The organism is Pseudomonas sp. PA-7-1E (genome assembly GCF_021605325.1).
In the GTDB taxonomy this organism is placed as follows: Bacteria; Pseudomonadota; Gammaproteobacteria; order Pseudomonadales; family Pseudomonadaceae; genus Aquipseudomonas; species Aquipseudomonas fluorescens_BV.
Genome location: NZ_WKFA01000006.1, coordinates 166768 through 188396, shown reverse-complemented (window position 1 = coordinate 188396; position 21629 = coordinate 166768). Strand labels below are relative to the sequence as shown.

The 21629-nt window shown below is 58.3% G+C and carries 34 protein-coding genes; 11 read left to right on the top strand and 23 right to left on the bottom strand.

Annotated features, from left to right (window positions below):
* Window positions 1–3: 3 nt before the first annotated feature.
* The 23 genes from GIW79_RS06505 to GIW79_RS06395 form a co-directional block, all read right to left on the bottom strand.
* Window positions 4–1266, bottom strand: a complete 1263-nt coding sequence (locus GIW79_RS06505; protein ID WP_236454816.1) for a phage major capsid protein — start codon at window positions 1264–1266, stop codon at window positions 4–6.
* Entirely contained in the window at window positions 1217–1870 is a 654-nt protein-coding gene (locus GIW79_RS06500; RefSeq protein ID WP_236454814.1) for an HK97 family phage prohead protease, read from the bottom strand. Before GIW79_RS06500 ends, GIW79_RS06505 begins: the two co-directional genes overlap by 50 nt.
* Window positions 1848–3059 carry a phage portal protein gene (locus tag GIW79_RS06495; protein WP_236454812.1) on the bottom strand — a complete coding sequence of 404 codons (1212 nt, stop codon included), beginning with the start codon at window positions 3057–3059 and terminating at the stop codon, window positions 1848–1850. Before GIW79_RS06495 ends, GIW79_RS06500 begins: the two co-directional genes overlap by 23 nt.
* The gene (locus GIW79_RS06490; protein WP_236454810.1) at window positions 3059–3250 is read right to left on the bottom strand and encodes a hypothetical protein; all 192 of its coding nucleotides are present in this window, start codon (window positions 3248–3250) and stop codon (window positions 3059–3061) included. The genes GIW79_RS06495 and GIW79_RS06490 overlap by 1 nt, the downstream gene beginning before the upstream one ends.
* Window positions 3247–5043 carry a terminase large subunit gene (locus GIW79_RS06485; RefSeq protein WP_236454808.1) on the bottom strand — a complete coding sequence of 599 codons (1797 nt, stop codon included), beginning with the start codon at window positions 5041–5043 and terminating at the stop codon, window positions 3247–3249. The genes GIW79_RS06490 and GIW79_RS06485 overlap by 4 nt, the downstream gene beginning before the upstream one ends.
* On the bottom strand, window positions 4997–5455 hold the full coding sequence (locus tag GIW79_RS06480) for a phage terminase small subunit P27 family (protein WP_060772825.1): 459 nt from the start codon (window positions 5453–5455) through the stop codon (window positions 4997–4999). Before GIW79_RS06480 ends, GIW79_RS06485 begins: the two co-directional genes overlap by 47 nt.
* Before the next feature lie 139 nt (window positions 5456–5594).
* Window positions 5595–5921 carry an HNH endonuclease gene (locus GIW79_RS06475; RefSeq protein WP_236454798.1) on the bottom strand — a complete coding sequence of 109 codons (327 nt, stop codon included), beginning with the start codon at window positions 5919–5921 and terminating at the stop codon, window positions 5595–5597.
* Between the two features lie 663 nt (window positions 5922–6584).
* Window positions 6585–6971 carry a hypothetical protein gene (locus GIW79_RS06470; protein WP_236454796.1) on the bottom strand — a complete coding sequence of 129 codons (387 nt, stop codon included), beginning with the start codon at window positions 6969–6971 and terminating at the stop codon, window positions 6585–6587.
* On the bottom strand, window positions 6968–7285 hold the full coding sequence (locus GIW79_RS06465) for a phage holin, lambda family (protein WP_105229093.1): 318 nt from the start codon (window positions 7283–7285) through the stop codon (window positions 6968–6970). Before GIW79_RS06465 ends, GIW79_RS06470 begins: the two co-directional genes overlap by 4 nt.
* Window positions 7286–7840: 555 nt before the next feature.
* On the bottom strand, window positions 7841–8386 hold the full coding sequence (locus tag GIW79_RS06460) for a hypothetical protein (RefSeq protein WP_236454794.1): 546 nt from the start codon (window positions 8384–8386) through the stop codon (window positions 7841–7843).
* Window positions 8386–8685: a hypothetical protein gene (locus GIW79_RS06455; protein ID WP_236454792.1), complete on the bottom strand. Its 300-nt coding sequence runs from the start codon at window positions 8683–8685 to the stop codon at window positions 8386–8388. Before GIW79_RS06455 ends, GIW79_RS06460 begins: the two co-directional genes overlap by 1 nt.
* Window positions 8678–10042, bottom strand: coding sequence for a tyrosine-type recombinase/integrase (locus GIW79_RS06450; protein ID WP_236454790.1), 1365 nt, complete (start codon window positions 10040–10042; stop codon window positions 8678–8680). Before GIW79_RS06450 ends, GIW79_RS06455 begins: the two co-directional genes overlap by 8 nt.
* Window positions 10039–11412 (bottom strand): replicative DNA helicase, encoded by a 1374-nt coding sequence (locus tag GIW79_RS06445; RefSeq protein WP_198834060.1) that lies wholly within the window; start codon window positions 11410–11412, stop codon window positions 10039–10041. The genes GIW79_RS06450 and GIW79_RS06445 overlap by 4 nt, the downstream gene beginning before the upstream one ends.
* Complete coding sequence (locus GIW79_RS06440; RefSeq protein WP_236454788.1) at window positions 11409–12206, bottom strand: ATP-binding protein; 798 nt, start codon at window positions 12204–12206, stop codon at window positions 11409–11411. Before GIW79_RS06440 ends, GIW79_RS06445 begins: the two co-directional genes overlap by 4 nt.
* Entirely contained in the window at window positions 12190–12993 is an 804-nt protein-coding gene (locus GIW79_RS06435) for a helix-turn-helix domain-containing protein (RefSeq protein ID WP_236454786.1), read from the bottom strand. Before GIW79_RS06435 ends, GIW79_RS06440 begins: the two co-directional genes overlap by 17 nt.
* Window positions 12990–13226: a hypothetical protein gene (locus GIW79_RS06430; protein ID WP_236454784.1), complete on the bottom strand. Its 237-nt coding sequence runs from the start codon at window positions 13224–13226 to the stop codon at window positions 12990–12992. Before GIW79_RS06430 ends, GIW79_RS06435 begins: the two co-directional genes overlap by 4 nt.
* Window positions 13223–13819, bottom strand: coding sequence for a hypothetical protein (locus GIW79_RS06425; RefSeq protein ID WP_236454783.1), 597 nt, complete (start codon window positions 13817–13819; stop codon window positions 13223–13225). The genes GIW79_RS06430 and GIW79_RS06425 overlap by 4 nt, the downstream gene beginning before the upstream one ends.
* Entirely contained in the window at window positions 13816–14130 is a 315-nt protein-coding gene (locus GIW79_RS06420; protein WP_236454780.1) for a hypothetical protein, read from the bottom strand. The genes GIW79_RS06425 and GIW79_RS06420 overlap by 4 nt, the downstream gene beginning before the upstream one ends.
* The gene (locus GIW79_RS06415) at window positions 14127–14945 is read right to left on the bottom strand and encodes an ORF6N domain-containing protein (RefSeq protein ID WP_236454778.1); all 819 of its coding nucleotides are present in this window, start codon (window positions 14943–14945) and stop codon (window positions 14127–14129) included. Before GIW79_RS06415 ends, GIW79_RS06420 begins: the two co-directional genes overlap by 4 nt.
* A complete protein-coding gene (locus GIW79_RS06410; protein WP_236454776.1) occupies window positions 14942–15235 on the bottom strand; it encodes a hypothetical protein in 294 nt (97 codons plus the stop codon). The genes GIW79_RS06415 and GIW79_RS06410 overlap by 4 nt, the downstream gene beginning before the upstream one ends.
* Window positions 15232–15570, bottom strand: coding sequence for a hypothetical protein (locus GIW79_RS06405; RefSeq protein ID WP_236454774.1), 339 nt, complete (start codon window positions 15568–15570; stop codon window positions 15232–15234). Before GIW79_RS06405 ends, GIW79_RS06410 begins: the two co-directional genes overlap by 4 nt.
* Window positions 15567–15902 (bottom strand): hypothetical protein, encoded by a 336-nt coding sequence (locus GIW79_RS06400; RefSeq protein ID WP_236454772.1) that lies wholly within the window; start codon window positions 15900–15902, stop codon window positions 15567–15569. The genes GIW79_RS06405 and GIW79_RS06400 overlap by 4 nt, the downstream gene beginning before the upstream one ends.
* Before the next feature lie 206 nt (window positions 15903–16108).
* Window positions 16109–16387 carry a YdaS family helix-turn-helix protein gene (locus tag GIW79_RS06395; protein ID WP_236454841.1) on the bottom strand — a complete coding sequence of 93 codons (279 nt, stop codon included), beginning with the start codon at window positions 16385–16387 and terminating at the stop codon, window positions 16109–16111.
* A gap of 83 nt (window positions 16388–16470) precedes the next feature.
* Here GIW79_RS06395 and GIW79_RS06390 point away from each other — a divergent pair, with 83 nt between their 5' ends.
* From GIW79_RS06390 to GIW79_RS06340, 11 genes are all read left to right on the top strand, one after another.
* A complete protein-coding gene (locus tag GIW79_RS06390) occupies window positions 16471–17271 on the top strand; it encodes an XRE family transcriptional regulator (RefSeq protein WP_442968581.1) in 801 nt (266 codons plus the stop codon).
* A 116-nt stretch (window positions 17272–17387) separates the two neighbouring features.
* Entirely contained in the window at window positions 17388–17771 is a 384-nt protein-coding gene (locus GIW79_RS06385) for a response regulator transcription factor (RefSeq protein WP_236454769.1), read from the top strand.
* Window positions 17772–17835: 64 nt separating this feature from the next.
* Window positions 17836–18084 carry a hypothetical protein gene (locus tag GIW79_RS06380; RefSeq protein ID WP_236454766.1) on the top strand — a complete coding sequence of 83 codons (249 nt, stop codon included), beginning with the start codon at window positions 17836–17838 and terminating at the stop codon, window positions 18082–18084.
* On the top strand, window positions 18081–18908 hold the full coding sequence (locus GIW79_RS06375; RefSeq protein WP_236454764.1) for an SPFH domain-containing protein: 828 nt from the start codon (window positions 18081–18083) through the stop codon (window positions 18906–18908). The genes GIW79_RS06380 and GIW79_RS06375 overlap by 4 nt, the downstream gene beginning before the upstream one ends.
* A 52-nt stretch (window positions 18909–18960) precedes the next feature.
* A complete protein-coding gene (locus GIW79_RS06370; protein ID WP_236454761.1) occupies window positions 18961–19557 on the top strand; it encodes a DUF1566 domain-containing protein in 597 nt (198 codons plus the stop codon).
* A 55-nt stretch (window positions 19558–19612) separates the two neighbouring features.
* The gene (locus tag GIW79_RS06365) at window positions 19613–19945 is read left to right on the top strand and encodes a hypothetical protein (RefSeq protein WP_236454758.1); all 333 of its coding nucleotides are present in this window, start codon (window positions 19613–19615) and stop codon (window positions 19943–19945) included.
* On the top strand, window positions 19942–20361 hold the full coding sequence (locus tag GIW79_RS29590; protein ID WP_268934323.1) for an Arc family DNA-binding protein: 420 nt from the start codon (window positions 19942–19944) through the stop codon (window positions 20359–20361). The genes GIW79_RS06365 and GIW79_RS29590 overlap by 4 nt, the downstream gene beginning before the upstream one ends.
* Window positions 20349–20624: a hypothetical protein gene (locus tag GIW79_RS06355; protein WP_236454756.1), complete on the top strand. Its 276-nt coding sequence runs from the start codon at window positions 20349–20351 to the stop codon at window positions 20622–20624. Before GIW79_RS29590 ends, GIW79_RS06355 begins: the two co-directional genes overlap by 13 nt.
* Entirely contained in the window at window positions 20621–20788 is a 168-nt protein-coding gene (locus GIW79_RS06350; protein ID WP_236454753.1) for a hypothetical protein, read from the top strand. The genes GIW79_RS06355 and GIW79_RS06350 overlap by 4 nt, the downstream gene beginning before the upstream one ends.
* Entirely contained in the window at window positions 20781–21338 is a 558-nt protein-coding gene (locus GIW79_RS06345; RefSeq protein WP_236454750.1) for an HNH endonuclease signature motif containing protein, read from the top strand. Before GIW79_RS06350 ends, GIW79_RS06345 begins: the two co-directional genes overlap by 8 nt.
* Entirely contained in the window at window positions 21335–21583 is a 249-nt protein-coding gene (locus GIW79_RS06340) for a hypothetical protein (protein ID WP_236454747.1), read from the top strand. Before GIW79_RS06345 ends, GIW79_RS06340 begins: the two co-directional genes overlap by 4 nt.
* Window positions 21584–21629: the final 46 nt, after the last annotated feature.

The window sequence follows — 21629 nt, the reverse complement described above, 5'->3', positions numbered from 1 at the left end:
AAATCAGGCAGCGCTCAGGGTCAGAACCTTGATCGCTTGGGAGTCGACGAGCATCCCGCCGACGCGCTTGGTGGTGTAGAAGCCAACGTTCGGCTTGTTGGTGTAGGGGTCGCGCAGCACGCGGGTGCCGATACGGTCGACGATGGTATAGCCGCGCTTAAAGTCACCGAACGAGACTGCATTCGCGTCTGCGGCGCGGTCGGGCATATCCTCGTTTTCTGTTACGCCGTAGCTCAGGAGCGTGGATGGTTGACCGAGCGTCAAACCTGGCTGCCAGATGTAATCACCGCGCTCGTCCTTTAGCTTCCGAACATAGGCAACGGTAAGGTTCGACATCATGAAGAGGGCATTTTTGCGATAGCCAGCCTTCAAGGAGTGGATCAAGTCAATCAGGTTGTCTGCAGTAAAGCCGGCAGCGGTGCCAGAAATCAGCTTCTGCAATTTACCGAAGGCTCGGTCCTTGTCGGCTTCGATAGTCAGCTCGTACGCCAGATAACCTTTCGGCTTGTTGATGCCATTACCGCTGGTGAATGCGCTCCCTTCCTTTTCCGAAAATTCGCGAGCCACTTCGTCGTTGAGCCAACCCTCGGCATTGAAGAAAATGTCATCAAGGCTGGTCTGGGTAGCTTGGGGATTAGCGTAGAGCTCACCCATAAATGCGGCGATCTGCCCAAGGGTCGGCGTGCCAGTCGCTGGGCGAGCATCAGTTTCGCCGACCCAGCCAGAGCCGGCGCCGCCCAGACTTACCAGGCGCTTGTAGTCTGGGGAGCCTACGGTGATCTGGTTGCACACCTGACGCATCGGGGAAGTGTCTTTCAGCAATTCGATGATGCTTCGATCCAGCTCTTCCGGCACTGCATAACCGCCGTCAGCTTCGGTACCGATTTGCAACGCCTTGGCCTGCAGCTCGCCAAGGCCGGTGTCGACACCCTTCCGCACGAATTGCATGAACGCAGCTTTGTGCTCACTGGCAGCCTTGGTGCCGCTGCCGTCTGGGCGCTTCAGGGCCAGCAGCTCTTTTTCGAGATTGCTTTTCAGCTCGTCCAGTTCGCTCAATTTTTCGTTGAGGGTATCGACCTGGCCAGACAGCTTGCCCTTTTCGGCTTCCAGGCCATCGATACGCTTGTCGTTCTTTTCCTTGAACTCGTCGAACTTCTTGCCCAGCGCTTCGGCAACGTCTTGTACGTCTTTAATTTCAACAGCCATGAGAGGCTCCTTACATTCGATCAGATAGGGTTTTGAGGAATTGCAGTGCTTCGTCGGCACCCGCCTCTCGCGGTGAAACTGCGCCGTAGCCCTTGGCCATAAAGGCCTTGGCCTGGGAGCCAGAAAACCCAACCTCTCGAAGGGCTCGCTCCACTTTGCTGGGCGGCGGTGTTTCGCCGCGGGCCAGCAGAGATTTCACATCAGTGATCCGGGCCTCATCGTTGGCCGGGAACGTGACCAGGGAGAGCTCCCAAAGGTCGATTGCCTTCAGAATCCAAACTCCCTTCTCCTTGTCATACTCGTAGTCATCGAGCATGTAGCCGATGGAGGTCCCGGTCAGGCTGCCTGCCTTCATGTGCGCATGGGCACGCTTGGCAAGCGGGTCATCCTCAATAAGCAGGCGCCCTTTGAAGAACAACCCCACATCGTCTTCACGCATCTCGGTGTAGATGCCGATCGGTTCGTTCATGTTGTGCTGCCAGAGCATGGCTGGCAGGCGGCCCTTCTCTTTCCACTTGGCCAGACTGGCCGTGAATGCCCCGCGAACAACCACGTCGCCGTAGCTGTCCTCGACACCAAACACAGAGCCATAGCCCTCGAACTCGCCGCTTTCGCTGACCGATTTAATGGTGAGCGGTCGGTCAAGACGCTGTTTTGTCTGCATCGTCGGCAGCCTCTGGTTTGGTAGTCATGTTCATCGGGGTTAGGTAGATGTCGCCGCCTTCGCGGGGGTTTTCGTCTTCCAGTTCGCGGCAGTCGTTGGGGCTCAAAATCCCCCATTGGATGCCCTTGCCATAGGATTCGTAACGGCCTTTAAGGTCACCGCGCATCAGGGCGCCAGCGTTGAATTTGGCGTAGTGAGTCAGACGATCTTTCTCGTTTAGCAGGCCGACCTGAATGCGGTGCTCGATGCGGGTCATGATCGGGACCAGCGAGTAGTTCACGAAGCTCATGCCCATGTGCTCGATGTTGTTGAGCGTCATCTTTTCCATGCTGGCCACCAGGTGTGGCGGCACGCGGAACAAACCGCAGATTTGGGACTCGGTCAGTTTTTTGGATTCGATGAACTGGGTATCCTGGGCGTTCAGGCTGATCGGCTTCCAATCCAGCCCCATCTCCAGGATCATGGGCTTGTAGGCGTTTGCCACCCCCATGTGTTGTCCCTGGAAGTCCTCTTTCAGTCGACCGAACGCCTCGTCTGTAAGCTGTTGCTCGGTCCGCAGGACACCACTAGTTACGGCGCCGTTGGTGAACAGCTTGGCGGCGTGAGCGTCCATCGCCTGGCCTAGCCCCAGCGCCTGACGCGCATAGGCAATCGGATTCAGCCCGTTGAGCCCATCCAGAGTGAACAAACGAACATGCCAAATCTCATCCTGGGTTAGCGTTTGAACGCCCGATTTGAAGTTGACCCTGTATTCAACTGTCCAATCATCCTTGAGCTTTGGCGTAACGATGTCCGGGTTGAGCGGTAGAAGCTCAACCACGTTGCCCAGCGCCTTCACCTTATAGGCGTAGAAATTACCGCGAAGACAAAGACACGCCACCAACATCTCCCAGAACTCCTGGGCGGTCATGTAGCTATTTGGCGCCATAGTGATGAGCGGGTAGAGCCGATGTGTCGTTGCGGGCAATCGAACTCGACCGGTCTGCTTAAGTAGCCGACAAGGCAGCATCCCCATCGACTCAGCCAAGACTCGGACGCAGTTAAATACGACCAGCTGTTGCATGGCGCTCGTAGTGGTTACTCGCTGGCCAGCATTACTCTCGTAACCCGCACCCAATGCCTGGGCCAGTTTCTCCGGCGTATCAATAACCTGGGCTCCGCTTTTCCTTCCAAGCATTGCGCGAAGCATCAGCGGCCACCTCGTACAATCGACACCACGGACAATGTGATCAATAGCGCACCGCACACGGTTAACGCGAGCGGCTCACCCATCCAGGCCCAAAGACCGCGCGTTAGCAAAGCCAAACCAATGACGCCGACGAGATCGGGCAAGGCCTCTTTCAGCGCCTCCAGCTTTGGCTGCTTGATTTCTTCGGTCATAGGGTTCGAATTCCGTGTTTTGTGATGTGATCAGAAAGACTTTCGGCAACCTTTTCTGTCGCGTTTGCAGCCCCCACAGCCATAGCCATGGCGACAGCACCGTCGATACGGCCCGTCTTCTTGCGCTTAGAAAAGATCCTGTTCTCCTGGGCGTCGGCCTCCATCACAGCGGAAGCGACGTTCCAGGTAAGGCATGGGTTTGCCAGAACCTGAATCTGGCCGGTGAGGATCAAGTCCTCCACCAGGTCAATGGAATGAGTCATCCAGAGATTCGACTCGCGCGCCGGGCGGAAGCCTTGGCCGTGGGGTACCAGGTTCAACTCGATGCCCTGAGCCTCAAGCTCAACTTCCAGGTAGGTCATGTGATACGGGTCAAAGGCCAACGCCTTTATTTCGTATTTCGCAGCCAGTTCGCCCAGACGCTTTGCGACGAAGGCATAGTTGATCGCCTTCCCTGGCGGCGCGTGGATATGGCCATCCTCAAGCCAGATGTCATACGGCACGCCATCAATCGCAGCGCGGTCGAGTAGCGTGTCCTTGGGCGTCCAGAACTCAGCAATTGATTTGCCCTGCTCGGGGAAGTACAGATTTAACGCGGTGAGGTCTCGCTTGCCTGAAAGGTCGAGCCCCCCATAGCAAATCTGACCGGCCAGTTTCTCGGGGTCAAACTTCGCGCAGCAAGACAGCCAGGTATCGATATCAACCCATGGGTTTGCCGCGTCCACCCACTGACAGAAGTTCAGACGGCGAACAGTGCTCGCCTTCGCCGGCATACCCTTCGCGTCGGTAACCTGTTCGCGCAGATACTTCGGCTGGAAGGTATGGCCCAGCGATGGGTTGGCTTTTCCCCAGCACTTCTCATCCTTGAAAGGGTCATCGCCCTTATCCAGGGAGCAGATAAAAGAGAAGAACCCGTCGTTGAAGTGGCGATGCCGCTTTGTCACACCCTTGGCGCCGGCCTCACAGACGTTCACGCCAAGCTGGTGATAGCTGTAGCAGACCGAGTTACGGTCGTGACCGCTGTTGGTGATCATCAGGATCAGTGCCTGGCGCCGGCCCTTGGTGCCCGCCCGCATAAACTCAACGGTCTTGTTGTTCTTGTGCTCGTGAACTTCGTCGATCAGCGCACAGTGAGGACGCGGGCCGGACTGCCCATCGTCGGAACTGATCGGGCGGAAGAACGAACCGGTTGCCAGGTAGGCCAGGTTCCAGACCTTTTCATCGCGGCCCGACTTCTTGATTTTCTTCATCAACGAGGGCGATTGATCAACCATCGCCACCGCATCGCGGAACAGGATCATTGCCTGGTCGCGCTTCGTCGCTGCGGCATACACCTCAGCCCGTGGCTCATTGTCAGAGGTCAGGCAATAGAGGCCGATGCCAGCCGCCAGAGGCGACTTGCCGGAGCCTTTTCCCGACTCGATGTACACCGTACGGAAACGACGGAACCCATCCGGGGCCATCCAGCCAAAGATCGATCCGACGATGAACGCCTGCCAGGGCAGAAGAACGAACGGCAGGCCTTCATGCTCGCCACCGTTGAGTTTGAGCACGGTCTTGAAATATCGGATCGCCCGGTTGGCTTTTTCGAGATCCCAGGTAAGCCCGCGCTTCGGCCCGTCTTCCAGGTCTCGCAAGTGGCGACCGCAGGCGTTTCGAATATCGGGGCCGGCCAGCACCTTGCCGGAGTAAACCTCTTGAGCCCAGGCCGTTACTGGGTCGACCGCATAGGAAACCTTCTTGACCTCAATTGAAGAACTCGTCTTCCGGGTCTTTGCTTGGAGGTTCGCCAATGGCCTGGACCTTGGATCGTGCGGCGGGTGTCATGCCGAAATGGGTAAGGTAAGAGAGCAGCCGGCGGTCGGCGTCAGCCGCCATCGCCACAGCGGGGTGCGCTTTGATCAGCCCCGCATCGGTCGAATAGGTATGGCCCTCTTCGGAAATTACTTTGGTCAAGCGGCGAACCTCGGCGGCGACTTCGCACAGCCGCTCAAGGGTTTGAAGATCGGCTTCAGTGAGGACGCCCATCGATGCAGCGAGCGGGCAGAATATTTTCCACACTGCCTTACCTTCGGCTGTCATCGATGCGGGCGCCGACTGGTACGATGCGACCGCGAGCTGAGGCTCCCGCTTATTTTCCCGACTGGCACGCAATGTGCCGGTGACCTTTTTCTGGGTCGTCGGGGCGGGGGTTCTTCCCTTCAAAAAAAACTCTCCAATTCTGGCTTTATGCGTAAAGAGGGTCGAGGGCGGTCCTATACGGCGGATTCCCTAACTTTTTACCCTCCCCCTAGGGGCAGTGGCGTGCCACACCAAAACGGTGCGCGAATCGTGGAAACCATTCTCATTTCCGAGACTTCGAACGATTCCAGTGATGGTTCGGGTCGATAGGCAGACCATTGACGTCACACCCAACCACTACGCCGGACTTCTCCTCTCGCTGCTTCGCGCTGTCATGGCAAAGCTTGCAGAGGCTCTGCAGGTTGGTCGCATCGAAGAACAGCGTGACGTCACCACGGTGGGGTTTGATGTGGTCAGCGATGTTGGCGGCTACCACGCGGCCTTGCGAAGTGCAGCGGCGGCACAGCGGCTCGACCTGTAACTGTTTCCACCTGAGCCGGTACCAGTCCTTTGTCTTATAGAGGCGATGCCAGGGTGATGTGTTGGCCATCAGCTACACCACCTCCAGTACCGCAGCATGTCGCCGAGCTGGAGTAGTTCGCTCATTGCCTTGGCGCGCTCCGAGCATGTGCGGCTTCTGCGCCTGGCGTGGTGGTAGTCAGCCTTGGCCATCGAAGTCTTGGCATACCCAACCAGCCACTCAGGGGCACCGGCCTTGATGCTGGTATTCAAGTCAGCCACTGTCTTTCGAAACAGATCTCGGTATCGCATCACCAACCTCCCGCCATCTTGGCGCCTACCGCTCCACCAGCGATGAACACCAGTACGATCAGCAGTGAGCCCAGGCTTGGGGCTAGTGACGCATTTGGGTTGCGCATGGGCGGCGGCGAAGGTGGCAATGGCTTGATGCAGGACGTGCATACACCTGGATGGATGAGATCGTCTGCCAAAGGCTCGGTCTTGACCCACCGACATCTATCGCACCGGAATTCGACGAGCATGATGGTCAACCCTCCGGTCAAAAGTGCGCGCCACGATTTGACGCATTCGAAAACGTGGCGCGGATTACTTGCTCTGGCTGCGGACGATCTGGGCATCCACTTGGTCAGCGCACGTATCCAGCAACTTGATGGCCTTGTCCTTCAGTTCCCACACATCGCCATTGAGGCGAAGGTCTGCTTCATCCTGGTCGACCCGTTCGCACGGGATCAGCTCAGGGGCTTCGATCCTTACGGCCTGGGTCTTTGTTACTACCGCCGGCTTTGCCGCGCAGGCCGTCAGGAAGAGGCTGAGCAGCCCAGTCACGAACAGGCTTGCTGTTGCGCTTGAGTTCTTCAAAGTCTTTCCTCGCCTTCTCGGCTTTCTTCTCGCTGGTCTTGATGCGCCGGGCCAGGTCTGCGGTATACGCCGCGTTACGAAGTGCTTCGGCGCGCAGCGTAGTGATGGTGGCCTGGCTTTCGTTGTTGGCCTTGACCGCCTCATCCTTGGCCTGGGATTCAATGCGCTTCTCTGCGCGCAGATCCTCGACACGCATCTGCTGGATACCAACGAGCAACAGGCCAACCAGGGCGACGATGATTGCCACTGCTATCGCCTTCATGCTGAATCCGCCTTTCTGCCCAGGAACCTGATGATCAGGTCACGAATCGCTGTCACACCAATGAAACCAATGGCACCACCAGCAGCCACCGACAAGCTCGGCGGCCATTCCATCCACTCAATGATGCTGCTGGCTGACAGGCTCAAGGCCCCACACAGCAGCGCCTCGAACAAGGTGCGCCAGTAGTTCGGCTCTTTGGCGTCGTACAGCACGCGCAACAGCGTGATCGTGAAGGCCATAATTGCGCCCTGCCACAGTGGGTTCGAGAGGACCAGCCAGACCTGGGCCCAGAAGTCGGGATTTTTCTCAGGCATGTTCATGGACATCCGGCAGTCCTCCCTTTAGGGGAGCGAATAGATCCGACTCCAGCAGCACTCCCAGCTCGGAGCAATGCGTGTGGTGGAGCCGAAAACGAAAAGGCCCGCCGATATGGCGAGCCTTGGAATGGGTGCAGGTGGCTGGTGCAACTCTCCAGCTCTGGTGGGGCAGATCGCCGGGTCACGTACCCTGCCCTCTCATCGCGTTGCCGCCCATTGTCCGCACGGGATTAGACGACGCCTCTACCGACTTAGCCCAGCTGCCTGGGCGATAACCTGCATAACGTGCGTGTCTTCCCACGCTGCCCGCTTGAGCCAGCCCCAATAGCACACAGGTTTGGGCTGCTCATGCTGCCGGTGTTCTTTCGTAACGCGTGACGACCGGCAATACCGCGTCCAGGCCCTGCCCGAAGGCCCACCCTAGCTATGGCTCACGCAACAAATTCTGGGCATAAAAAAACCCGACACAATGGCCGGGTTTTCTTTGTCTGGTTGTCATCCTGTGATGCACCAAACCGCAGGTTCGAAATCTACGCGGTCACTCGGTCACTGTCAAGCCACGTCTCTGAACAACAAACCACGATCTTCGAGCAGAGCCTCGACCCCGAAGTGTGCGGCAGCAACCTGATCATCCAGCCAAGCCTTAGTGGTGGCACGCCAGCGGCGCAAGGTTCGCTCAGGCGTTCCTTCGGCATCCCAACTGTGCAGCACGTAGAACGATGCGGGTAGTCCGTTCCGGCGCTCCGGGATCATCCATGCCATGACACACTTCGTCTTGAACAACTGATGAGCAGGACTAACAACCCGAGGGGTTAAGTACGCAGCTGCATCCCTTACCTCATTCTGGTTGATTGAATACTTGCCCACCAGAGCCTGCCACTGGATCTCAGGCAGCTCTCTCTTGATGGTGGATCGGGTCATCGAATCCTGCGTAAGCCGCTCCTCCGGCGATAGATCGTCACTTACCCCACCTCCCAGCAACTCATCGTCGAATGTCGCCTTGTACTTGCGCTGCCACGACGCCTTCTTGGTGCCGTCGTGGATCTCGATAGACATCACCCGGCTGATGCAATGCGCTGCATCTCGATACACGCTCATCAGGCAGCCCTCCGAATTCGGCGTGGCGGTGGGTTGTCATCCAGGCCAAGGATGTTGCGCAACAACTTGTCCGCTGACTTGCTCTTGGCGTTGCCCTCGGACACCCATCGCTTGCAGTAATCACCAAACTCGATGTTGATCCTGGTGGCGTGCCAGCTGGCGACCATATCCAGAAGGCAGGCCAGCGCCGCAGCACCACCAACCTTCTCCTGGGCCAGGCCATCCCCGGCAATTTTCAGGAATTTGCGTTCATGTTCCAGCAGGCTCTTGCGCGGCAATGCCGCCGTTACGTTACTCATTGCCGTCTCCTGGCTGATTGTTTGTTGTGGTCTTGGTGTCGCCCTGAACTAAAAACCTCCTCCTCGGAAGTGGATACCGATTTACGCTGGAAGCCTCGTTATTCATGGTTTCTACGGGTGGCGCCTCCCCTTCGTGTCTCGCTAATGTCCCACCGTGCAAAGCCTTAAAACCTCGTTGATCGAGGTATGCGTGCCAGGTCTCCAGAGCCTGCCGCTTGAGCTGCTCGGCGGACGTGTGGATATAGGCCTGGTCGAGATCCTTCATGGCGTGGTTCAGCAGCAGCTCGCCGACCATGTAGTCAACGCCCAGATCAGTCCATGCGGTACGGGCCACCTTGCGCAGGTCGTGGCTCGACCATTCGCCGTGGGACAGGTGCGTGAACAGGGTGCTGGCCTTCGTCGCGCTGAGGGCTTGGCCGGAGGCCCCTGGGAACAGGAACTGTCCGGTGTAACCCTTCTCCCGCTGCACAAGCCGGTACCGCTCGATCAGCGCCTTGGCCTGGGCGGTCAGTGGCAGGGTGTGCGCTGCTTTGGTTTTGGTGTCCGCCGCCGGGATGAACCACTTACCCGTGTCGGTGTTGATGTTCTTCCAGCGGGCCAGGCGGGTCTCACCCAAGCGCGTGCCGTGACAGAGCATCAGCCCAGCCAACACACATGCCGCCGGCGAATCGTCGAAGTGCTCGACCAGCAGGTCCAGCAGGACAGGCACGTCATCGGAGTGAAGCCGCGCCGCCTTCGCCTTGATCTTGGTCCGCACGAAGTCGGTGAACTCCAGGCCAGCCAGGGGATTAACGGCCAACAGGTCCAGGCGATAGGCCTGCCGCACAGCTACACCCAGGACGCCCCAGACCGAGCGCACGAACGACAGCGCGTAACGCTCCTGCATCGGCATCAGCAGCAGCCGGTCAATGGCCGGTCTGTTCAACCCAGTCAGCGGCAGTTGACCGAGACGTGGCTGCAGGTGCCGCTTCAAGGCCGACTTGGCGCTGGCCTTGCGCTTCTCGGACAGAGCCCGGTCGCGCGTCATGCGTTCCAGATACCAGGACAGTAGCTCGCCCACCGTTGACCAGTTGGTGGCCGTGGACTTCGCCAAAGGATCGGCGGCCCGACGTACCAGGATGGCCGGCAACGTCGCCAGCATCGCCTTGGCATTGATGTCCGGATAATTACCTGCCTTCCCCCAGACCTTGCCCACCACGACGTGCCACGAACCTTTGGCGCGATCTACAGTGGAATAACGAAAATGCAGCGACGGGTGCCGAGCGTCACGAAGCGCTCGAACATGCGGCCGTTCAGCCTGCCGCCGAATCTCGGCGTCAGTCATGACGACGGTTAGGGTTTTCACCAGATCGTTCATCCTTTCTTCCTCCCCTTGTACTGCTCGGAGAAGGGGCGGCCGATCTCCACCTCTTCCTGGGTGGGCTCCCGCCCAGCGAAGTTCACGAACCTGGCGAACTTGCCCTGCTGTTGAACGATGCACGAGCCCACCGGTGCGTGCCTGCACTTGGGCATAAGCAGCTCTGTCGCTCCGTTCTGGCCCTCCTCGCTGTCCATGTCGCGGTGAACAAGAATGATGCAGTGGGCATCGGCCTCGATTTGGCCTGAGTCGCGCAAGTCCGAGGCGATCGGCTTCTTGCCCGGGCGCTTGGTCGAATCACGGTTGAGTTGGGCCAGCAGGATCACCGGAACATCCAGTTCCTTGGCGATGTTTACGATGCCGGTGGAAATTTTGCCGAGCTCGGAGGTGCGGTTGAACGCATTACCGTCAGATCCGATCAGGCCGATGTAGTCAATCATCACCACATCGAGGCCGTGCTTGCGCTTGACTTGCCGGCAGATGCTCCGGATGCGCGGCACGGTGAGGCCAGACTTGTCACTGAGGTAAAGAGGCTTGTCCATGATCTTGTTGACCGCGGAAGTCAGCCGAGGCCAGTCGTCGTCCTCCAGCTTCCCGTTGTCGAGCAGCTGTAGATCGATACTGCCGAGTGACGCCAGAGCTCGGTTGGCCAGTTCCTCCTCTGGCATTTCCAGCGAGAACACCATGCCGACGCCCAGACCATTGCAGGCGATGTGCTGGGCGATCTGCAGGCCCAGTGTCGTCTTGCCGCTCCCGGGCAGGCCCGCAACGATAGTCACGGTCTTTTTGCGCAACCCACGGACCAGCTTGTCCAGTTCCACCAGGCCAGTAGATAACCCCGACTGCACACTCCCGTTGTACTTGGCGTCAATGATGTCGATGTTTCTGGCTACCACCTCATCCATGCGCTTGTAGTCCGGCTCGCCGGTGTCGAGGTCGCGCAGGTCGGCCATGGCTTGCTGGGCACTTGCGATGATCTCTGCCACCGGCCGGTTCTCGCTGGCGGAGTCACGCACAGCATCGGCGGCGTCAACCAGGCGCCGGAGTACTGCCCGCTCGTTCACTGTTCGGGCATATGCCTTCCAGTTGGCTGTACTGGGTGTGTTCTTCGCCAATTCCGCAGCGTAAGCGATGGTTGTGCCACCACTCGGCAGTACCGGCTTGAAGTTATGGAGGGTGACGGGGTCTACCGGCTCGCCGGTGGCGTGCAGCTCAGTCATCACCTGGAACAGTGCCGCGTTCTCCGGATCGTGGAAGTCCGCCGCGGTAACGCTGGCAGTGATCGAGTCGAACAGTTCGCCATCCAGCATCAGGGCGCCGAGCAGCGCGTGCTCCGCCTCGTCACTGTACAACTCGCGATAGTCGTTCATGCGCGCCCCCTTGCCGATTTCCAGGTGAAGCCGACCAACAGCGCCTTGTTCTCGCGCAAACGGTCCAGGGCACGTTCGCCGATGTACTGGCCTAGGCCCTTCGCGTTCATGTTGGAGACCACCACCGTGGGGCGGATCAGGTTGTAACGGCGATCCAGCACCTCATGCAGGACCGACAGCTCGTAGTGGGTGCCCGCCTGAGCGCCAACCTCATCGATCACCAGAAGGTCGAAACTCGCCAGTTCGTTGATCACGTCGCCCTCGGTGTAACCGGCAGTGCGATCCATCGAGCGCTTGAACACGCGGATGATCTCGGCGGCGGTGGTGATCACTGCGACGGCCCGGTGCTGACGAATGACGTGCTGGACGATGCCGCTGGCCAGGTGCGTCTTGCCGTTACCGACGTTCCCGCACAGCAGCAGGTTGCGCCCCGCCTGGAAGTGTTCGCCGAAGTTGTCGGCATAGCCCTGGCACGTTTCTAGCGCCAGAGTCATAGCTGGTGTCGCGGCGCGGTAGGTCGCGAGAGTGCTATCGGCAAACCGCGGCGTGATGCCGGAGCCTACAAGCGCGCTGTTGACGCTTTCGGCTTGCAGGTTGGCCAGCGCCTGCGAATGTTCGTCGCTTCCCCGTGACGCTACGCGCAGGCCATGGAACTGGCATTGTTTGCATGGTCGGACAGCCATAGAGCCGTCGAACTGCTCAACCTCGGAGCGATCAACCGCGCCGTGGACCGGGCACTCGCCGGCGAAGGTGCGCTGCTCAGGCTGGCGGCGGAAATTAGAACGCTGGGCCATCTTCGCCTCCTTGGTACATATCAGGGGTGTGGGTGGGCAGATTGTTGAACGCCGACGGCTTACCATTCTTGGCGCCAGCACCAGGCAGCACCGATTCTGGGTAGATGTCCGACCAGCTGCTGGTGGTGGACTTATCCAACACCGCATCGGGTTCCGGGTGGTTAGCCAACTTTTTGGCGATCAGCTCGCAAGCTCGCAGGGTCAGTGGTGCCCGTTTGGCTTTTCGCATTTCACAGAAGTCAGCCCAGGCCTGCACCGATGCATTCGATGGTCTGGCCGTTAGCGGATCAAACTTTTTACCCTTCCCCTTTCCAGCCTTCTCTGGCGCCTTAGCGCCTTCTTTTTGGTTAAGGATGGTTAATGGGTGGTTAATGGGTGGATTGGGTGCACCCGGTGCACCCCGTTCGGTCGTGGCGTGCACCCCGCTCTGTTCTGGCGTGCACCCCGTTGCGTCTTCATGTGCACCCCGCTCGGTGCGGGGTGCATCCTGTGCACCCCGTGAAAGGTCGATGTCGTAGCAGACAGGAACACGATCCCGCTGGGTGATGTACGCAGCAGCAACCGCTTGATTTCCGCGCTTGATCAGCCCAATCGACTCCAGTTCACGTAGACGATATTGAACGGTGCGCGGTGCCAAGCCGGTATCAAGCGCAAGGCTTGAAACGGCAGGGAATGCAGCACGACCGGACTGGTCGGCATAGTTGGCCAGGCACAGCAGCACATGGCGAGTATGCGAATCGGTGACGACCTGTTGGGTAAGGGCCCAGGACATGGCTTGAACGCTCATATGTCCAACTCCCGCGTTACCCGGGCAATGAACGCGTCATAGGTCTCGGTCATGACGACGCCACGATCCTCCAGGGCGCCGCGTGATGCCTTCGCCATGGCGTAGACCTCCCATCGTTCGCGCTCGGGCAGATGGCGGCAGTTGGAATAGCAGGGCCAGGGGCCGGCGACCACTTCGGCGGTGGTGGGCGGAACTACCGGAATCCCGGTAGTTGATTCGATAGGACGGGTCATTGCAGCGTCTCCGTACCTGGTGCATTGGCTATCGGCGTCTCGCTGCAGGCAATCGAAGCCACTCCACCCGTCAGCCTTTCGATCAGGACAACGAGCGCTCCCATGGCGTCAAGCGAGTGTGCGCGCGCGAGATCCAGCTCAATGAGTTTCGGGCAGTTACCCTTGATATGCTCATGCGATCGGCTGATGTAGTTGAATCCAACCTGAGCCAGATCTGCAGTCGAAAGGGCTGTGAATGCTGCGGTTGGTAACGGGGCGAGCGCTGGGGGGCGAACGGGAATAGGCAAGGACTTAATCTCAACGCCGCCCAGCAAGCACTGTCTCTGCTGGGCCAAATGGTCCGCCGATACCTGCTGAACTTCATGCCCAGTGCGGCGCCTGAACATCACCGCGAGCGCCATGCACGCCTCCATCAGGCCGACATGGATGTCGTCACGTTCGTGGATCTGTTCACCCTCAGATACAACCTCGACTGCATCAGCCAGTTTTTCGAAAGACATCAGCATAAGTGCTGCGTCATCAAACTTTTCGAAGTGGGCCTCGTTGATGATCTCAACGGATGCTGCTGGTGGAAAATTCAAGACTTTGCTCATAGCGCACGCTCCAGGCGCTGGATCAGCGTCCGCATTTTTCGTTTGGTACTGGTGGTCAAGTAGCGAGCCGCAAGCCATCGCTGAAACGCTGCATCGGTGAAGCGCAACACGCCACTAAACCGGTCATCCGCGGGGTCGATACGCTTGCGCGGCTCGCTGGGGTACGGATGCCCATAGGCAGTGAAGTAGGTCTTGTAGAGGGCATTCAACTCACGGCGCAGGCTATTGCGCTGGGTCTCGGCCTGCTGGTACTTCACCGCAGCCTCGGCGATCTGCCCCATGAGTTCTTCGTAGGTGATTTTCTTGGTCACAGGGGCGTCTCCGGGTTGAATTTGGTATAGAAAAACTTGCCGTCCCAGGTCTTTTTCATGGGCAGCTTCTCGGCCATATACAGGTCGTGCAGGCGCTGGGCGCCCTTTTCGAGCATCACCGGGGCGTAACGAATAAATCCGGTCATGCCTTCACCGCTGACCTTGAAGGGCTTTTCACTGAGCAGGTGCTTGTCGCGCGCCATGGCGTACACGCGGTACTTCGGCGAGTGGTCAGGGCCGGTTTCGGTGTTAAAGATCCACTTGAGCTCATGTAGATAGCCGAGGACCAACTGGGAGTTGACGCCGTTCAGGCGTTTGGCGAACTGCGGAACCGTTTCGCCGGGCATGAACAGGTTCTCCAGCGCTTCGATCTTCTTGGCCTGCTGCTGGTTTTCGAGCGCCAGCACCTCGTTCTGCTCCTCGAGGTCAGCAGCCAGGCGCATCGCTTCTGCCCGGGTTTGCGGCACAACGAATTGTTGAGGTCGGAAGTAGCTGCTCACCAACTGCCGCTGGACTGTCCAGGCCAGATCGTCGGTCAGCGACTTGACCAGCATCAGGTAGCCTTGCTCGGTCAGGACGATCAAACCGCGATTGGGGACGTCCTGTTCTAAACCGCGAATTTCGCTGTTTTGAGATCGGGACAATACAAAGTAGTCAGCCCCATCAATCAGGCGGTCGCGATGTTCCCGGAAATTACGCCCCGCCGTGTCATCTGGTCGCTCATGCACCTGGTCGATCATGGCGAGCGTGACAACCCGCTGGCCGCGATACTCAACGATCGGTAGCTGGGTCTGGTGGATGGTGATCGTGTTCATTCACCCCCCCCAGTTTCCCGCGCCACGTTTTCGGGTTGCGAGTTTTGTGGCGCGGATTCGCCAAGGGTCTTGAACTGGTCGATGGCGCTATAAACTCCGCCGAACCCCGTGTCACTGAAGTACTTCGCCACCTCAAACAAGGTGCCGATTCCTTGCCCGCCCTCGTGCAGGTGGTCTAGGTGGATGGCCTTGATCAGTGCGTGCTGCCACTCGAGCACATCTTTGGCTGCACACAGCTGAAACTCCGCTTCTTGCGAAGCCTCTTGCATGGTTGGTAGTGGCTCGTTCATTTGGCGGCTCCCTGGTGGGGGATGTTTTGCAGCTTGTAAGCCGCCGCGGCGCCGGCCTCGGCCATGGACATAGAGAGCAGTGCAAGCGAATTAATAAGCCAGCCGGCACTCATGGCGAGTTCATCGGACAGTTCGCCGTGATTTGCGGCGTGCGCGATGAGTTCACCTACTGCCGCTACGCCGTACAGCGTGCTGATCTGGAAGTTGTCGTTGGCGTTCTCAACGCACTGCAGCTGCTCAACCTGCTCAGGATTGAGTTTTGCCCCCTTGGCTGACTGAGATGGGAAGATCTTTTCGACGTCGACCAGCAACTGGTTCCACATTGGAGGCTTCACTTGTCACCTCCTGAGCTTTCGATCTCAGAAGGCAGACCGCGCTGTACGGACCAGAGGATCGCGCTGACGCTTTCCGCCACAAACTCCAGGGTGGCCATACCATCGCAATAAACCATCTCGCCGTAATTGAGGCTGTCATGCATGTGACGGCAGTGTTGACCAAGGCCAGAAGCGAGAGTGCGGGCCTTTTGGATTGCATCGCGAGAGTCGTGCCCTGCTACAACCTGGAGCATTTGGGTGCCTGTATTGCTGATCGGCGTATTGCAGAAATCCACTTGAGTCGTGAGCGAGTCTTGCGCTACTGATTGAGTGGTGCTATTTTTTGTGTGCATTAGATCGTCTCCTACAGACGAAGAGATACGAAGACCCCTGCGAAGGGTCTGGTTAAGAAGCCCGCCTGCGAAGCGGGCTTTTTGTTGCCTAGAGAAAAGTCAGAGCGTTTGAGCTGACTTCGTGTCAGGCGCTTTTGCGCTAAGGATCGGCAAAAGTTCGAGTATGGGTAAGGGGGTTAAAACAGCTGTTTTTTTGTACAGTCATCTTAAATGACTCCTGAACCACTGTACGAATCACCAGCACCAACAGTGGACTGATGGGCGAGCGGATTTGGGCGTACAGTTTCGTTCAAGGTTGGCGAGGGTTCTGGGTACAAGTCGGGACGGAGTTCGTGGCGAGAAACGCCAGTGACAGTCTCGATTTTGAGGACGTGTTTAGCTGGGACGCTGCCGGTTGAGCACATCCATTGAACGTTTTGGGGTGTACAGCCGAGGGCTTTCGCAAGAGCCGTCTGGCTTCCGGCAGCTTTTGCCGCTGAACTCATTGCATCAATACTCATGGGTTGTCCCTGCGGACTTATGACATTGCTGCAAAGGCTACAACTGCAATTTCAATTTTACAAACGTTATTTGCAGTGAGCATTACAACGTCTACTTGTATCCTGAGCACATGAGCATATCTATGACCGCGTCTATCATTACTGAGGCCCGCGAAAAGCAAGGCCTTAATCAGTCCGAGCTGGCCAGAAGACTTGGGGTTACGCCTCAGGCTGTTCAGGCATGGGAGTCGGGGCGATCGCTTCCACGCCCCAAAAAGCTTGTGGAAATAGCAAAGGTCCTCCAAATCCCATCGCATCAACTTCTGACAGCAAGCGGCCTACTCAGTGGCCCCTTTCCTGAAGTATTGAGAAGGCTTGGGCTAGAACCAGGCGCTGGCGAAGCTGTCATGCAAGGGGAAATTTCGGTTTGGGATGATGAGACCCCGCTCGAACCGGATGAGGTCTTCGTCCCTTTGCTGCGAGAGGTTGAGTTATCGGCTGGATCTGGAAGGTTCGCCATTGAAGAGAGCAGCGCCTCCAACCTGCGTTTTTTTAAAAAAGACCTTCGACAAAATAACGTACAATTCAACAATGCAAAGTGCGTGATGGTGAGCGGAAACTCAATGTTTCCGGTGCTTCGAGACGGCGCAACCGTTGGAGTTAACGTTGGTAAAACCTCTATCAGCGACATTGTGGATGGTGAGATGTACGCGCTAAACCATAACGGCCAGCTCCGCATCAAGCAGGTATACAGGTTGCCTAACGGTATTCGATTGAGGAGTTTCAATCGTGATGACCATCCGGACGAAGACTATTCATTCCAGGACGTGCAGGACGAACAAATCAGCATAATCGGGCACGTTTTCTGGTGGGGTATGTTCTCTCGCTGATCGCGCTCAGCCGCTCCAGGGCGGCTTTATTTTGCCATCAATTACAAATTACGTTTGCAATTACAAATAACTGATTGTAAATTTCACTCCATCGTAACCCGCATGGAGCTACCAACATGAACGCAGCAACCTCAATCACCAGCGGTAACTGGACCGGCCACCTTGGCATGGGCCTGGCCCTGCGTGAGCTGCAGTGCGTGCTGGGGATTGCCATGGGCCAGACCAGCAAAGAGCTGGCGCGAGACCTGGGCGTTCAGCCGGAAAGCATCAAGAAGCGCGTTCTCGCTGCATCGACAAAGCTCGGCGTAACTCGCCGCGCCCAGTTGGTGGCGGAGGCAATGCGCAAGGGTGTCATCAGCCCATTGGTCGTGCTGCTTTGCATGGTGATCACCGCCCAACAAGCCAACACTGAACAGTTCGGTCGCATCCGCCGCCCAGGTGAGCGCCGTATCGAAACCCGCGTGGCCGTCCGCCGCATCGAGGCCGCTCAAGCCGCCTAACCCAATCTGATTTTTTGCGAAAGCCAACAACGCGGCGGGCCTTTGTTCGCCCTGGAGAAAGTGAATGTCTCGTAAACCGATCACCCCGTTCCAGCTGTTCAAGGTGCTGATAGCGATCCTGCTCTACGTCAGCGTGTCCGCCGGCTGGCTGTTCTTTGCAGCGCGCGACCTTATCAGCAGCAGCTCTGACCTTGATGTCGTCGGCGGTTTCTTCGGTACCGCTGTTTGGCTGATCGCCAGCGCCTGCTTGTACCTGCATATCACCACACCCAAACCTGGCCAATCGGCCAACACCCAGGAGAAAGACCAATGAAGCGGATCGCCGCCATTGCAATGCTGTGCCTGCTCGCCGTCACGGCGGGCTGCTCGAAGGTACCTGCCGGCTACACCGGCGTGATCGTCAACCTGATGGGCAGTGACAAGGGCGTGGCACCCACCGAGGCCACCGTCGGCTACAAGTGGCTGACACCGAACGAGGAGCTGTTCCTCTTCCCGACGTTCGCCCAGAACTTCAACCTGCAGCAGGTCAAGTTCCAGGACCGCGACGGGATGACGATCAGTGCGCCGATCGGCATCACGCTGCGCGCCAAGCCCGGGGCTGCTCCCCTGCTATTCCAGACCTACCGCAAGTCGATGGACGAGATCATCCAGGTGAACGTGCCGCAGGTGGTGCGCAATGCCTTCAATAACGCCGGCTCGAAGGTAAAGGCGTCCGAGGTGTACGGCCCGGGCAAAGAGGCATTCCTGAAGGCTATCGAAACCCAGGTCCAGCAGCACTTTGACAGCAAGGGGATCGTGGTCGAGTCGCTCTACCTAAATGGCGAGATCGTGTTGCCGCCGCAGGTTGTCGAGGCTCTGAACAACAGCATCACCGCCACCCAAAAGGCCCAGCAGCGCGAGAACGAACTGCGCCAGACCGAGGCCGAGGCTGCCAAGGTGCGCGCCGCCGCCCAAGGCGACAAGGACGCAGCAATCCTCAAGGCCCAGGGCGAAGCCGAGTCACTGAACATCCGTGGTGAGGCGCTGCGCAAGAACCCGGGCGTTGTTGAGCTGAACGCGATCGAGAAGTGGGACGGGAAGCTGCCCGTGTACATGACCAGCGGCAGCGCCACCCCATTCATCGGTATCGGCAAGTAACCGACCACTAACGGCGACTCCGCAATTTTGTGGAGTCAGCCAGGAGCCCCCCATGAAAGCACCACTGCTCAACATCAGAACCCTGAACCTGACGGTCAACATTCTTGAGGCCGAGGCGCCGGCCGTTACCTTCTTGCCGAGCGTAAAAGATCAATTTGCCGAGGCGCTCAAGAAGTTCGCACCGGATTCACTCACCCCGCCAGCCATCGGCGACTACTGGCCGGGCCAGGGCGGGCTCTACGGCGGTCTTCGCCATTACCCTGAAGGCTTGTGCCACATCATCTTCGCCGCTAAGGACGTGGGCAAGCACGCCTATGGCGAGCACGGCACCAGTGTCGAGGCTACCAGCAACATCGACGGTCGCGAGAACACCGCAATCCTGGTCAATCGCGACGGTTCCCACCCGGCCGCCGACGCTGCGTATGCCTACACCTGCGACGGGCATAACGACTTCTATTTGCCCTCCTCTGGCGAGCTGCATCACGGCTACCTGTACCTGCCTGAATCGTTCGAGAAGGACTGGTACATCAGCAGCACGCAGCGCTCCGCCTACGGCGCCTACGGCATGGACTTTGGAGATGGCTGGCTCACCAACGACGTCAAGCTCTACGAGCGGCTCGCGCGCCCTGTCCGCAGAATCCTTTGTTAATTCAATCATTCAATTGCTTTGGGCGCGTAGCGCCTAGCCTTCAAGGGTATGAACCATGAAAAACAAACTGTTTTCTGTACTGGTCAGCCTGGCGCTTAGCCTGTGCCTGCTTATGGGCTCAGCAGCGGCACAGGACTTTGCGTTCTATGTCGTTGTCGCGATGAACGTCCTGTGCTGGCTGGGCGCTCTGTGCGGCGCGATCAAAGGTGATACCGCCAAAAAGGTTTTGAATCACGCATGGGTGAGCGTGCTTTCCACAGGGTTTCAAATTTATGCGCTGATTGTCAGTGGCCACCCGGCGTTGGCCGCCTCAAGTTTCTTGGGCTCTGCTTTCATCGTGATCCTGGCCATCAAAGCCACCAAGACCGAGCCTGGAGTATCAGCATGAGCACCACAAATTACGATTCCCGCACCGCCGACAAGTTTGTAGTGCGCCTGCCAGACGGCCTGCGCGCCGACATTGAAGCGGCAGCGACCGCCAGCGATCGCAGCATGAACAGCGTATTCGTCCAGGCGGTGCGCCAGTACCTGGATGGGCAGAACCGCCAGCAGATCCTACTGGATGCGTTGGCCAACACCGTCACCACCCCGGTTAAATCCCGCTCCATGCACATCGACGACCGCGTGAAGATGGTGGGTAGCGAGCCGGCATTCCTGACCGTGGTCTTCGAGTTGCCCAGCCTGAACGACGCCCATCCCCTGATTGCCCAACTCCCTTACGGCCGGAAAGCGCTGGGCACGGAAGCGGCGGTGTTCGGGTTGACCACCGGCAACCTAATGGAGGATGCGCCATGCGCCGACTGATCCTCACCGCCCTGTTACTGATCGCTGGCCAAGCAACCGCCGGCGAGCAGTTTGTCGACGTTCAACACGACACCGCCCGCGGCGTCACCTGCTGGATCTTGAACAACACCGGGATCAGTTGCTTGCCGGATAGCTCGCTTCAGCACCAGCAGCAGGCCACCCCCTCAAGCGAGGCGGGCCGGGCCTCTCAGGCCAGTTCATCGGCTGAAATCGCCCCATTGCAGGCCGCCCCCGCACCAGGCGACGAGAGGTTCCAGCTATGACCCGCCTCAACGGAACCAAGGGCCAGCGCCTGATCGAGTTGTTCAATGCTTTGCAGCGCCGGGAAACCACGTTCGGGCAGATCTACGCAATGTCGGCATCGTGCGGTATCGACGCACGCCGGGTGCTGGCTGACCATTTTCAGCAGGACCACTGTCGTGCGTAAGGATGCAGGCGGGCGCCAAACAAAGCGCTGGAGCGAAGCGGAGGACGGCATTATTCGGCGGTTTTACGAAGCCGGTGGCAATGACTCCATGTTGAATCTCCTACCTGGTCGCACCCTTACCGCAATTTGCCAAAGAGCTAAAGGGCTGGGGATTAGGAAGAGCGCGGCTCATCGCGCGGAGTCTTCCAGAAAAGCATTCTTCTCGGCTTGGGAAAAGCGCGGCAAGCCACCTGGCCAAGACCCGAGGCCGGTCGGAGCAATACATCAGAAGGGGCGATACATCCTGGTGAAGGTTGCCCAACCGGATGTTTGGAAGCCGCTGCATACACACACCTGGGAGCAGACAAACGGCCCTGTCCCCGAAGGGATGATCGTAGCGGCAAAGGACGGGAATGTTCGGAATGTTGAGCTGGACAACCTTTGTTTGCGCACGCGCTCCGAGAACCAAATACGTCGTCACGCAAAACACAAGGATCTGCCCGAAGAACTAGTCGACATCCTTCACCTGCAGAACGAAATCAAAAAAGAGATCAAGAGGAGAAAGTCATGAAGAACAAACTGAGCGATCTGCGCGACCACCTGTTTGCACAGCTTGAAGCGGTGCGTGAAGCCACTGACGAAGACTTGGCCAAGGAGGTATCCCGCGCCCAATCCGTCTCCGACATCAGTCGCGTGCTGATCGAGAGTGCCAAGGTCGAGATCGACTACTTCCGCCACATTGGCGGCGAGAACAGCGCTAGCAGCTTCATCGAATCGAAACCAGCACTGCCACCAGGTAAGGCCACGCGTCAATGATCATCAAGGTCGCGACACTATCCACGCACAAAGAAAGCGTGTCGCG